The organism is Thiomicrospira microaerophila (assembly GCF_023278225.1).
In the GTDB taxonomy this organism is placed as follows: Bacteria; Pseudomonadota; Gammaproteobacteria; order Thiomicrospirales; family Thiomicrospiraceae; genus Thiomicrospira; species Thiomicrospira microaerophila_A.
Genome location: NZ_CP070959.1, coordinates 2,226,328 through 2,238,973 on the forward strand (window position 1 = coordinate 2,226,328; position 12,646 = coordinate 2,238,973).

Consider the following 12,646-nt stretch of genomic DNA (forward strand, 5'->3'; position numbering starts at 1 on the left):
GGGTAAGCCTTAAGGATTTGAAATTTAATTAGGACATAAACGCGCAATTTTATCGGCTAGGGTTTTTGCGCTAAACGGCTTGACAATAAAATCATCCGCACCAGCTTTTATCGCCGTTTGCACCACACTAGCAGCAGTATCAGCGGTAATCATAATATATTTGGTTTGTGCAAGATGCGGAATCTGTTTTAGTTGTTCAAGCAATGCCACCCCACTGATTTCCGGCATATTGTTATCCAACAAAACCAAATCAAACGCACGTTTTTGCAAAAGGCTCAGGGCTTTTTGTGGACTGGTTAAAACCGAGACTTTTTGATAGCCCTCACCCTTTAGCAACGAGCTGATTAGGCGGCACATTTGCGGGGTGTCATCGACAATCAAAATAGAGAGTTGTGTATTTTCTTTTGGTTTATCTGACATAATTTGGTTCGTTATTAGTCAGCCCACTGCTGACTGATGGCAAGAATTTGATCTTCAATACTTACAAAACAAGCAAAAAGTTCGGGGTCAAAATGTTTAGCACTCATTGTCTGCATGATCTCAAGTGCCTTAGTATGTTCAAAAGCGGCTTTATAGGGTCTTTCAGACCGTAACGCATCATATACATCCGCCAACGCCATCAATCGTCCGGCCAAAGGAATCGCTTTACCGCTCAATTGATTCGGATAGCCGCTACCATCCCATTTTTCATGATGGCTAATCGCAATCGACTTGGCCATTTCTAAATAATCACCATAGCTTCCCATTGATCTAGCCGCTGATTCAAGGATCTCATAGCCTCTTTGTGCATGACTTTTCATCACTTCAAACTCATCGTCGGTTAACTTGCCGGGCTTTAATAAAATATGATCCGGAATCGTGATTTTACCCACATCATGTAACGGAGCACAGCGGGTCATCAATTCAATTTCAGTATCTTCTAACTGAAGGTGGGGAAGACTGCGCTGCGCTTGTTGTGCAATAAGTTTAACAAAATGCTGGGTGCGTTTAATGTGCATACCTGTATCTTCATCACGAAACTCAGCAAGAGAGATCATGACTGATAAGGTGGCGTCCTGCAGGTTATAAATATCACTTAAACGTTTTTCAAGTCGCGCCTCAAGGTCTTGATTTTGCTGTCGAAGACTGTCGTGATAACGTTTTAACTGGAGATGAGTATGAATTCTGGCCTGCAAAACATCCGGATTAATCGGCTTGGTAATAAAATCGCTACCTCCAGCGGCCAAAGCACGTTGCTCGTCTTCAGTTTTGTTTAAGGCCGTTAAAAATAATACCGGAATCGTTTGGGTGCTGGCTTGGGTTTTTAGGCGTTGACAAACCTCATAGCCATCCATTTCCGGCATCATCACATCAAGTAGAATCAAATCAACCGATTGACGCTCCAATAGCTTTAGCGCCTTAAGACCTGAGTTCGCCAATCTAACTTGATAATCCTGCTCTAAAAGGCCATTCAACAAAGCTAAATTAGCGGGGGTATCATCTACACATAAAATAACGGGGGCATTTATAGATGTCATAGAACCATCTCTTTCATTATAAAATCGTGCTTCTATTATTTAAACATCAGCTTTATGGATTATAACAAAGCGTTAACTGGGCGTAAAAAATTTATTGTCGGGTAGCTATTCATACTCCAGCCTGCCAGAAAACCTGCAAATATATAGCTAAGCAGGCCTGGTATCTGTTTAAATAACCTTATAATAAACATAGATATGATTCATTGATACATGTACAATATGAATCTAATAAATCAAATATAGAGCTTAACGATGCAAGTAGTTAATTCCTCCGACATCTTACGCAAACCGGCTTTGCTCAGCTCGTCCGAGATTCTGTATATCGAAGACGGACGTAAACATATGTTAAAAAGCGTGTTATTGCCGATTGATTTATACGAAACAGTTCGAGAGCAAATCGAAGCCGAATTGTATTTGCGCAAAAACGCCAAGGCTTTGGGGGCGGATGCTTATGCCGAATTTAAAGAGATTGAAACGGTGACAGAGGATTTAGCGAAATGATTCTACGTGGCTAGATTTATTTGGTCAATTTCGGCACGCAATATAACAGCGAATTTGGCAAAAATAGACCGGCACTCGTCATTCAAAATAACCTAGCCAATCGTGTTTTAGACAAGGTGCATTTTAAAGGTGTCACTGTCATTCCACTGACCACAAGCCTAGTCGGAGGTCGATTGCGTGTTCAGATTGAGGCGCGCGATCACCTAAAACAAACCAGCGAAATTTGCATTAACGAACTCTGCACCCTTGATCTTTCGCGTATTCAGCAAGACTTGGTTTTAACCCAGCTCCAAGAAGGCGAAATCACCGAAGTTAAACAAAAACTAAAGCAGCATTTAGCGCTCTGAACTCAGATAACTAAACCAGCAGGCCTGGTGCCAAGCAGCCGATATTTATCAACCACATATTGACTTATGACAAAGATTGCCATAATCTGGAGGCGTCGATTTTATAGGAGAAGATGATGGCGACCATGAATATTTCGCTACCGGATCAAATGAAAAACTGGGTTGAAGAGTCGGTTCAGTCCGGTCTTTATGCCAATGCTTCGGATTATGTTCGGGATCTGATTCGGCAAGATCATCAAAAAATGGCTGCGTTACGCCAAGCGTTAATAGAAGGTGAAAAGTCCGGTGTTGCCAGTGAGTTTGATTTAGAGACTTTTATTAATGCTAAAAAACAAACCGCGCAATGAAAATTGAGTTTAAGCCCAAAGCGCAGCAGGATTTAAGCGATATTTGGGACTATACCTGCCAACAATGGGGTACAGTGCAAGCTGAAACCTATATTCGCAACATTTGGCAAACTATTGAAAGTTTAAAATCCAGTTATAACCCTTCACAGAACATCGATTTTGTTCGAGCGGGTTACCGCAAGATTCAATCCGGTTCACACGTCATCTTTTTTAAACAGGCTTTAGACACGATCACCGTCATTCGCATTCTTCACCAGCAGATGGATATAACGAAACACCTCCCCTAACCCGAATATTTCACAAATTTGCACCGACCTTGCTTGCTCCTTGATTCCACAAGAAATATTTTCTCAGTCGGCCGTAATCATGGATACGGCGCTTCTTCGAAAATTTCCTTGTGAAACCAATGCACTGCGCAATCTCAGCACAAATTCATGAAACGTTCGGGCTAAATTGTAGATTCCATCTCTAAGATTTAATCCACCCGACCGGGTACTTGACAAATTTGCTAAGCAAGTTTAATCTGCATGACATCTCTCGGGGTGCGTTTGCTTTTGCGAACGCTGAGAAGGTCTTAGACCTAACCCGCTGAACTTGAACTGGTTAGAACCAGCGTAGGGAAGAGAATCATTTAATCGGCGTGTTTTAACTCTAGTCCTCCCGCCGTTTCTGAATGCCTCCGGTGATCCAAACCGACTTTTCACGCTGTTTTTCTGCCTTTAAATTTTTACCACAGAGACGCGAAGGCACGAATTTTTTTACAGTGCTTGGCAAAAACCACTACGTTGCCAGTCGTCATGGCGAGCGGAGCGAAGCCATCTCTGGAGATCGCCACGGCCTTTGGCCTCGCGATGACAGAAAACTCAATAAACTTCGTGTCTCTGTGGTAAATCCATAACCGGAGAAAAACATGACTCAAAACACTAAATACACCGCTGAACATAGCGAAATCACCCGCAATCCGTTTCCGGCGTCGAAAAAAATCTACATTCCCGGCGAAATCCACGCCGACATCCGCGTGCCGATGCGCGAAATCGAACTGACCAATGGCGAAACGCTGACAGTGTATGACACCTCCGGCCCTTATACCGATCCGACTGCTGACATTGATTTAACTCAAGGTTTACCGGCGATTCGCCAGGCCTGGATTGCGGCGCGTGATGATGTCGAAGGCTATGAAGGTCGTCAGCTTAAAGCGGTCGATAACGGTTATAAGCGTGAAACCGATGTACCGGCGGAACTGCTCAAAGCCGAACAAGGCCTGAAACGCACACCGCTACGTGCCAAAGCAGGCAAAAACGTCACCCAAATGCACTACGCCCGCCAAGGTATTATCACGCCGGAAATGGAGTTTATCGCGATTCGTGAAAACCAACGTCGCCAAGACGTGATTGATGCGGAACGCGAAGCACGCCTAAAAGGCGAAAGCTTTGGCGCAAATTTGCCTGAGTTGATTACGCCAGAGTTTGTGCGTGATGAAGTCGCCGCAGGACGTGCGGTAATTCCGTGCAATATCAATCACCCCGAATCCGAGCCGATGATTATTGGCCGTAACTTTTTGGTCAAAATTAATGCCAATATCGGCAACTCGGCGATTACCTCGTCGATTGCCGAAGAAGTCGATAAAATGGTCTGGTCAACCCGCTGGGGCGGCGATACGGTAATGGATTTATCAACCGGCAAAAACATTCACGCCACCCGCGATTGGATTATCCGCAATTCGCCAGTGCCGATCGGCACCGTGCCTTTGTATCAAGCGCTCGAAAAGGTCAATGGCATTGCCGAAGACCTGACTTGGGAGGTTTACCGCGACACCTTGATTGAGCAGGCCGAACAAGGCGTGGATTATTTCACCATCCATTCCGGGGTGTTATTGCGTTATGTGCCGATGACCGCCAAACGGGTGACCGGCATTGTGTCGCGCGGCGGCTCGATTATGGCGAAATGGTGTTTGGCGCATCATAAAGAAAACTTCCTTTACACCCACTTTGAAGACATTTGCGAAATCATGAAAGCCTATGATGTCAGTTTCTCGTTGGGTGACGGTTTACGTCCGGGTTCGATTGCCGATGCCAATGACGAAGCCCAGTTATCTGAGTTGCAAACGCTCGGTGAACTAACCAAAATCGCGTGGAAACACGATGTGCAAACCATTATCGAAGGCCCGGGGCATGTGCCGATGCACAAGATAAAAGAGAACATGGATTTGCAACTCAAGCTATGTCACGAAGCACCGTTTTACACGCTCGGCCCGTTGACCACCGATATTGCACCGGGTTACGACCATATCACCTCGGGCATAGGTGCGGCGATGATCGGTTGGTACGGCACGGCGATGCTGTGTTATGTCACGCCGAAAGAACATTTGGGTTTGCCGAACCGTGAGGACGTTAAAGAAGGCTTAATGGCCTATAAAATCGCCGCCCATGCTGCGGATGTGGCCAAGGGTCATCCGGGCGCACGTCATCGCGATGATGCGATGAGTAAAGCGCGGTTTGAATTTCGCTGGATGGATCAGTTTAATATCGGTCTTGACCCAGAACGTGCGATGGCCTATCACGATGAAACGCTACCGCGTGATTCGGCCAAAGTGGCACACTTCTGCTCCATGTGTGGGCCGAAGTTCTGCTCAATGAAAATCAGTCAAGAAGTGCGCGATTACGCCGACCAAATGGGCGTGGATGAAAAGGCGGCGTTAGAAGCCGGCATGGCTGAACAAGCACGCACCTTTAAAGAACTCGGCGGCGAAATTTCGGTGCCGGTTGACCAGCTTAAAAAGAAAGCTTAAATCATGAACTTGGACGGTTTGAAGACTGTAGGGATTGCAGGGGCAGGCCTGGTGGGTCGGGTGTTGGCGCTGAATTTAATTCAGCGCGACATTCAGGTCACGCTGTTTGAGCGCGACAAGGCCGACACTGTGCCGAACGCGGCGGGCTACACGGCCGCGGGTATGCTCGCGCCCTATGCCGAATTGGAACTGATGGATGCAGAGTTATTTCAACTTGGCATGCGCTCAATCGAACTCTGGCCAGGCCTGGTGGACTGGATGGCGGCGCAAGGTTATCCGGTCGATTTACAACAACGCGGCAGCCTGATTTTAGCGCATCAAAATGACCGCGCTGACCTCCAGCATTTTATGCGTCAACTGCTGCATAAATTGCCTGCAGGTTATCAGCTTGAAGCGCTTAATAATCAGCGCATCAGCGAGCTTGAACCCGAGCTGGCGCATCATCACCAGGCCTGGTGGTTGCCGAATGAAGGCCAGGTCGATTCCACCCAGTTTTTTGCGCAAAGCGAAACGCTGCTGAAAAACCATCCCTTGGTGACATGGCGTGACAATACCGAGGTTAAACAGCTGTCATCTCGGCAGATTGATGAGCAGACGTTTGACTGGGCATTTGACTGTCGTGGTTTAGGGGCGAAAACGGATATTAAAGATTTGCGCGGAGTGCGTGGCGAGGTGTTTTGGCTGGATGCGCCGGAGGTTAAACTCAGCCGACCAGTGCGTTTAATGCACCCGCGTTATCGCATTTATATTGTGCCGCGCGCCAATGGGCGCTATGTGATCGGTGCGAGCGAAATCGAAAGTGAAGACCGCAGTCCGATGTCGGTACGATCCAGCTTAGAATTGCTATCGGCGGTCTATAGTGTGCATCCTGGCTTTGCCGAAGCGCGGATTGTCAATCAACTGACCAACTGCCGTCCGGCATTGGGTGATAACTTGCCGCGCATTGAGCAGCTCGACGGCCTGACGCGAATCAATGGCCTCTATCGCCACGGCTATTTATTTTCGCCAGCGATAATTGAAAAAGCACTGGGCGCTTTTTAATGCTTAGTTTTGAATCTTGAGTTTTGAGTTGTCGGCCCTACTCGTTGGTTTTGGTTGACAAGTGGAATCGCGTCATGGCGAGCGCAACGAAGCCAGCTTAATTGCGCTTTCGCTTTGTGTACTTGCTCCTTCGGCTTTTTGCTGCGCAAAAAGAGGCGTCGCTAGCACACAAGGCTACGCGCAACCCTGTACCACGTTATTAAAATTGGATTAAAAAATGATTGTCATCATAAATGGTGAACCAAGAGACACTATAGCCACCAATCTAGCAGGCCTGCTGGTGGAGTTAAAAATTGAAGGGGCATTTGCGTTGGCACTTAATGAAAACTTTGTGCCCAAAAGCCAATACGCCAACACGACAATTCACGAAAATGACCGCATCGAAATTGTCGCGCCCATGCAAGGCGGCTGAGTGTTTAATGTTAAGTTTTTAATGTTAAATTTTAGCGTGATGTGTATTGCAGGTAAGGCTACTTTGGAATAGGAGCAAATCCTGTCACGTTGCAGTCGTCATGGCGAGCCTAGCGAAGCCATCTCTGGAGATCGCCACGGCCTTCGACCTCGCGATGACAGTAGGTTTCGTAAAAAATCTTCGTGCCCTTCGTGGTTATTAAATTAGAGAATGAATGATGAAAACAACTAACAACCAGGCCTGGTTATTGGCGGACAAAGAAATCAACAGTCGTTTATTAATCGGTTCGGCACTTTATCCGTCACCGGATATTATGCGCCAAGCGATTCAAGCCAGTGGCAGCCAAGTAGTGACGGTGTCGATTCGCCGCCAGAATATTGGTGACCAGAGCGGTCAAGCGTTTTGGCAAATTATTCAATCACTGGGTTGTCATATTCTGCCAAACACGGCTGGCTGTCGTAACGCCAAAGAAGCGATGACCACCGCGCAGATGGCACGGGAAATTTTTGGCACTAACTGGATCAAGCTTGAAGTCATCGGTGATGACTATACGCTCCAACCCGATCCGTTTGATCTGGTCAAAGCCGCGCAAGCGTTAATCGAAGACGGTTTTGAAGTCTTTCCTTATGCCAGTGATGATCTTGTTTTGTGCCAAAAATTGGTGGATGTCGGTTGTCGGATTGTCATGCCTTGGGCGTCACCGATTGGTTCCGGCAAAGGCATTATGAACCCCTACAATATGGAACTGATTCGTCAACGCTTGCCCAATACCACCCTGATAGTCGATGCCGGTATCGGCAAACCCTCACACGCGGCACAGGCGTTGGAAATGGGCTTTGATGGCGTATTGCTTAACTCGGCGGTAGCACTTGCCGATGATCCGGTCAAAATGGCCAGCGCCTTTAAACACGCGATGGATGCCGGACGTTTCGGTTACGAGGCCGGTGTCATGCCACAACGTGAATTTGCCAGCGCCTCCACCCCAACGCTCGGCACCCCATTTTGGCATCAAAGCTAAAGCGCTTGTTTTTCTGCGTTATTACTGCCACAATCGAATTTGCGTTTTATTAATCCAAGGAGAAACGAAATGGCACAGATTACATTAAAAGGAACACCGATTGAAACTGTCGGCGAATTACCGGCAGTCGGTACACCTGCTCCAGAAGCCGAGCTTACCCAAGGCGACTTAAATGATACGTCTTTAGCCGATTTTAAAGGCTCACGCCTAGTGTTAAATGTATTTCCGAGTATTGATACCGGTGTCTGCGCGGCATCTGTGCGCGAATTTAACCGCCAAGCCGCCAGCCTAAATAACACCAAGGTGCTTTGTATTTCTGCTGATTTGCCGTTTGCTCAGGCGCGCTTTTGTGGTGCGGAAGGCATTGACAATCTGGTCATGCTATCAAGTTTTCGCCATGATGTGTTTGGCTCTGCGTTTGGCTTAACCATCAAAACCGGCCCGTTACGCGGCTTACTTTCACGTGCGGTTATCGTTTTGGATGAAAACGGTAAAATCATCTACACTGAGCAGGTGCCGGAAATCGCTCAAGAACCCAACTACCAAGCCGCCATTGCCGCGCTTTAATCTTTCTTAATTGCTTTCAGCGCCAGTTGGTTTTTAATCTGACTGGCCGCTAGCAGCCTGTCGCTTTTAACTAGGGTTATAGCCACCATCTTTTCCTATTAGAAAAAGTCTTTTTATATTTTGACGATTATCATTAATCGAACATAAATGTATGATTAAGTCACACCTAAGGAAAATCTAGTTATGTGGCGAAATCAATCTAATCATTACGGCATTATTCATATCACACTGCACTGGCTGATTGCGCTGGTTGTGTTTGGCCTGTTTGCACTGGGATTATGGATGACGCAATTGGATTATTACAGCCCTTACTACCGCAGTGCGCCTGATTTACATCGTAGCATCGGCCTATTGGTGGTGATGGCGATGCTATTGCGCTTTGCTTGGAAGCAGCTTAATCCGAAGGTTCAACCACTTGCCCAGCACGCAAGATGGGAAACTTGGTTAGCGAGGATTGTTCATAGTTTGATGTATCTGCTGGTTATTGGCTTAGGCATTACCGGCTATATGATTAGCACGGCTCATGGTCAACCTCTGATGTTATTTGATTGGCTGGCTATTCCCGCTATAGATTTCGGTATTGACTATCAAGAAGAGCTGGCCGGTGATTGGCATGAACGCTTGGCTTGGAGTTTGATGCTACTTGTCGGCATTCACCTATTAGGCGCACTTAAGCATCATTTTATTGACAAGGATTCCACTTTAAAACGCATGATTTCTTATAAAAACTAAAGGAGATTTACCATGAAAAAACTTAAATCGATGTTTATTGGGGCCGCCGCATTCTTGTTGGCACCCTTTGCTTTGGCTAACGCCACCACCTATGACATTGATGTGCCGGGGATGCACGCTTCGATTAACTTTAAAGTCAACCATCTAGGGTTTAGCTGGTTAACTGGTCGCTTTGATAAATTCGAAGGCTATTATATTCACGACCCCAAAAATCCCGCGAATGAAAAAGTTGAGGTGACGATTGATACGCGTAGTGTTAACTCCAACCATGCAGAACGTGATCGTCACTTGCGTAGTGATGACTTTCTAAATGTTCGCCGTTATCCTGAAGCGAAGTTTGTCAGTACCAACATCACCAATCAGGCCGATGGCAGCAAATTAATAAAAGGCAATTTTACCTTGAATGGCGTCACTCAACCTCTTGAAATTATCGCGCATAAGATTGGCGAGGGCACCGATCCTTGGGGTGGGTATCGTTCTGGATTTGAAGGTAAAACCGAGTTTAAGATGAAGGACTTTAACTTTAAAAAAGACCTAGGACCAGGTTCAGCCACAGTATATTTAGAATTGCATATCGAAGGGATTAAGCGTTAATCTTCTAAGGACAAAGCCGGCTTAACCCGAATGTTTCATGAATTTGTGCTGAGATTGCGCAGTGCATTGGTTTCACAAGGAAATTTTCGAAGAAGCGTCGTATCCATGATTACGGCCGACTGAGAAAATATTTCTTTGTGGAATCAAGGAGCAAGCAAGGTCTGTGCAAATTTGTGAAATATTCGGGTTAATGCAGGCTTTGTCAATATCACACCCAATAATGTAAAACCAGACCTAATAAAATTACCAGGCCTGCCCAGTGATTCAGCTTAAAGGCTTCAAAACACATTAAAGGATCTCTGTCTTTGATCATCCACTGATGATAGCCAAACATCACGGCAACGCCAGCGATACTAAGATAATAGATTAAGCTCAAGCCCGCTAACCATCCTAACCAAATCAGCAAGCCCAGCATCACAAACTGCAACAAACCAATAATCAAGCGATCATAGTCAGCAAACAATACCGCCGTGGATTTAATCCCGACTTTGCGGTCATCTTCACGATCGGCCATCGCGTACATGGTGTCATAAATTAACGTCCAAACCAGGGTTATCGCAAACACCAACCAGGCCTGGTAGGGGATTTGGTTTTGCACCGCTGCATAGGCCATCGGCACAGCCCATGCAAAGGCGGCACCTAAAAACAACTGCGGCCAATGGGTAAATCGCTTGGTAAAAGGATAGAGCATCGCCAGTGCGACGGCACCCAAAGATAGAAAAATAGTCAGCGGGTTTAACAATAGCACAAGACTAAAACCGATAAAGCAGAGTAAAACAAATAGCCCTAACGCCTGCTTAGCGGTCAAAACACCGGTTGCTAAAGGTCGATTACAGGTGCGTGACACTTCACCATCCCAATGACGGTCAGCATAATCATTAATGACACAGCCGGCAGAACGCATAATAATCGCACCCAGAATAAATACTAAAAGCACCAGGCCTGGTGGTTTACCTTCAGCCGCTAACCATAACGCCCAAAGTGCAGGCCAAAGCACCAGATAAATGCCAATCGGTTTATCAAGGCGCATTAGTTGAATATAAGCCAACCATTTAGAATCCGCGGGCGATTTAGCCGAAGACATGACCATACCCCATTTGCTTTAACCATGCGATGCCTAATGGACTGGCTTCGATTTCATAGTTAATTTCGTTGTAGCGTTCACTGTGGTGTAAGGTTATTTTTGCCTTATCCTTTTCCCAAACAGCGATGATAGTCCAACCCATCAAATGGCTTTGTCCACCATCAAACTGGGTACGCTGCCAACCATCCTCTGCAAGCTGTTGTTGAATCAGGCTATATTCTTCGGCTGTTAACATGGTTTTCCTGTTAGATTTTTTTAGTTGGCTTTTGCCAACCTTTTATCGTTAATTGCTTAGCACGACTTAAGGTTAATTCACCTTCGGGCGCGGTTTTGGTGATCGTTGAACCTGCACCTATGGTCGCATCGTCCCCTATACTCACGGGCGCAACCAATTGGCTATCTGAGCCTATAAAAACACGGTCACCGATAAAGGTTTTATGTTTGTTGACGCCATCATAATTACAGGTGATGGTACCCGCACCGATATTGACCAGCGAACCCATTTGGGTATCGCCAATATAGCTGAGATGATTGACCTTAGAACCCTGGCCGACTTGAGTTTTTTTAATTTCAACAAAGTTACCGATATGTACTTGATCCGCCAACTCCGTATCCGGTCTTATACGCGCATAGGGGCCAATTTGACAAGATTGACCCAACTTAGCATTATCAATATGACTAAAGGGCTTGATAACCGTGTTGGCACCGATTTCGACATCTTTTAAAACACAGTTAGCACCAATTTTCACCCCGTCAGCCAGCTTCACCTGGCCTTCAAAAACTACATTAACATCAATTTCAACATCCTGGCCTACTGAAACATTTCCACGAATATCGATCCGACTGGCATCAATTAGCGTTGCGCCTTGCTCCATTAAGTTACAAGCTAGCTGGAATTGATATTGACGCTCAAGGTCCTGCAATTGCTGTTTATTATTAACGCCAAGCACTTCAATAACATCGTTAGGCGAACTGGTTTGAATTTGATAACCATCGGCAACAGCCATTGCAATAATATCCGTCAGATAATACTCGCCCTGCGCATTGTTATTACTTAAGTGAGCCAACCAGCCTAAAAGCTGTTGACCGTTGACTGCCATAATACCGGTATTGACTTCCTGAATTGCCAACTGTTCTAGATTGGCATCCTTTTGCTCAACAATTTGTTGAACAAATAAGTCGCTATCACGCACTATACGACCATAGCCGGATGGATTTTCTAACTCAATAGTTAACAAGGCTAATGGGTGTTTTTCATCAACCAAAAAAAGAAGTTGTTCTAGTGTTTCAACCCGTGTTAACGGCACATCGCCATACAGAATCAACACAGTATCACTGGCATTAATAAAACTTTCCGCCTGTTGAACCGCATGACCCGTACCTAATTGTTCGGTTTGCAGACACCATACTAAATTCGATTCCACTATCCGCTGTTTAACGATTTCCGCACCATGACCAATCACTCCGATAACTTGCTCCGGACTCAATAGTTCAGCCGTAGCAATCACATGACTAAGAAGGGGTTTTGCAGCTAGAGGTTGTAAAACTTTAGGCAGGTTTGAACGCATACGAGTGCCTTTACCCGCTGCAAGAATAACTATTTTAAGTGCCATGAAAAACTCCTGTTAATGCTTATAATTTTAAGGCAACATGCGTTAGCGTAAAAGCAGAAGCATGAACATGAGACAAAAAAAAAGC

16 protein-coding genes and 1 riboswitch are annotated in these 12,646 nt (G+C 45.9%); of the genes, 11 read left to right on the top strand and 5 right to left on the bottom strand.

Going from position 1 to position 12,646, the window contains the following annotated elements:
• Window positions 1–24: 24 nt before the first annotated feature.
• Window positions 25–420 (bottom strand): response regulator, encoded by a 396-nt coding sequence (locus tag JX580_RS10820; protein WP_248850551.1) that lies wholly within the window; start codon window positions 418–420, stop codon window positions 25–27.
• A 14-nt stretch (window positions 421–434) separates the two neighbouring features.
• Window positions 435–1,517: an HD domain-containing phosphohydrolase gene (locus tag JX580_RS10825; protein WP_248850552.1), complete on the bottom strand. Its 1,083-nt coding sequence runs from the start codon at window positions 1,515–1,517 to the stop codon at window positions 435–437.
• A gap of 252 nt (window positions 1,518–1,769) precedes the next feature.
• Here JX580_RS10825 and JX580_RS10830 point away from each other — a divergent pair, with 252 nt between their 5' ends.
• The 11 genes from JX580_RS10830 to JX580_RS10880 all read left to right on the top strand — a co-directional run bounded on the left by JX580_RS10830 (window position 1,770) and on the right by JX580_RS10880 (window position 9,864).
• Window positions 1,770–2,018: a hypothetical protein gene (locus tag JX580_RS10830; protein WP_248850553.1), complete on the top strand. Its 249-nt coding sequence runs from the start codon at window positions 1,770–1,772 to the stop codon at window positions 2,016–2,018.
• Window positions 2,019–2,038: 20 nt separating this feature from the next.
• Complete coding sequence (locus JX580_RS10835; RefSeq protein WP_248850554.1) at window positions 2,039–2,365, top strand: type II toxin-antitoxin system PemK/MazF family toxin; 327 nt, start codon at window positions 2,039–2,041, stop codon at window positions 2,363–2,365.
• A gap of 113 nt (window positions 2,366–2,478) precedes the next feature.
• Entirely contained in the window at window positions 2,479–2,712 is a 234-nt protein-coding gene (locus JX580_RS10840; protein ID WP_248850555.1) for a type II toxin-antitoxin system ParD family antitoxin, read from the top strand.
• Entirely contained in the window at window positions 2,709–2,999 is a 291-nt protein-coding gene (locus JX580_RS10845; RefSeq protein WP_248850556.1) for a type II toxin-antitoxin system RelE/ParE family toxin, read from the top strand. The genes JX580_RS10840 and JX580_RS10845 overlap by 4 nt, the downstream gene beginning before the upstream one ends.
• 241 nt (window positions 3,000–3,240) lie before the next feature.
• Window positions 3,241–3,350, top strand: a riboswitch (TPP riboswitch).
• 272 nt (window positions 3,351–3,622) lie between these two features.
• Window positions 3,623–5,500 carry a phosphomethylpyrimidine synthase ThiC gene (gene thiC, locus JX580_RS10850; RefSeq protein ID WP_248850557.1) on the top strand — a complete coding sequence of 626 codons (1,878 nt, stop codon included), beginning with the start codon at window positions 3,623–3,625 and terminating at the stop codon, window positions 5,498–5,500.
• Between the two features lie 3 nt (window positions 5,501–5,503).
• Window positions 5,504–6,541, top strand: a complete 1,038-nt coding sequence (locus JX580_RS10855) for an FAD-dependent oxidoreductase (protein ID WP_248850558.1) — start codon at window positions 5,504–5,506, stop codon at window positions 6,539–6,541.
• Between the two features lie 217 nt (window positions 6,542–6,758).
• Complete coding sequence (gene thiS, locus JX580_RS10860; protein WP_248850559.1) at window positions 6,759–6,953, top strand: sulfur carrier protein ThiS; 195 nt, start codon at window positions 6,759–6,761, stop codon at window positions 6,951–6,953.
• A gap of 217 nt (window positions 6,954–7,170) precedes the next feature.
• Entirely contained in the window at window positions 7,171–7,971 is an 801-nt protein-coding gene (locus JX580_RS10865; RefSeq protein ID WP_248851925.1) for a thiazole synthase, read from the top strand.
• A gap of 69 nt (window positions 7,972–8,040) precedes the next feature.
• A complete protein-coding gene (gene tpx, locus JX580_RS10870; protein ID WP_248850560.1) occupies window positions 8,041–8,538 on the top strand; it encodes a thiol peroxidase in 498 nt (165 codons plus the stop codon).
• 183 nt (window positions 8,539–8,721) lie between these two features.
• Window positions 8,722–9,270, top strand: coding sequence for a cytochrome b (locus JX580_RS10875; protein WP_248850561.1), 549 nt, complete (start codon window positions 8,722–8,724; stop codon window positions 9,268–9,270).
• A gap of 12 nt (window positions 9,271–9,282) precedes the next feature.
• Entirely contained in the window at window positions 9,283–9,864 is a 582-nt protein-coding gene (locus JX580_RS10880; protein WP_248850562.1) for a YceI family protein, read from the top strand.
• 208 nt (window positions 9,865–10,072) lie between these two features.
• Here JX580_RS10880 and ubiA read toward each other — a convergent pair whose 3' ends face one another.
• From ubiA to glmU, 3 genes are read right to left on the bottom strand one after another with little or no spacing between them, the layout of a single operon-like run.
• The gene (gene ubiA / locus JX580_RS10885) at window positions 10,073–10,948 is read right to left on the bottom strand and encodes a 4-hydroxybenzoate octaprenyltransferase (protein WP_248850563.1); all 876 of its coding nucleotides are present in this window, start codon (window positions 10,946–10,948) and stop codon (window positions 10,073–10,075) included.
• The gene (locus tag JX580_RS10890; protein ID WP_248850564.1) at window positions 10,935–11,183 is read right to left on the bottom strand and encodes a hypothetical protein; all 249 of its coding nucleotides are present in this window, start codon (window positions 11,181–11,183) and stop codon (window positions 10,935–10,937) included. Before JX580_RS10890 ends, ubiA begins: the two co-directional genes overlap by 14 nt.
• Before the next feature lie 10 nt (window positions 11,184–11,193).
• A complete protein-coding gene (gene glmU, locus JX580_RS10895; protein ID WP_248850565.1) occupies window positions 11,194–12,561 on the bottom strand; it encodes a bifunctional UDP-N-acetylglucosamine diphosphorylase/glucosamine-1-phosphate N-acetyltransferase GlmU in 1,368 nt (455 codons plus the stop codon).
• Window positions 12,562–12,646: the final 85 nt, after the last annotated feature.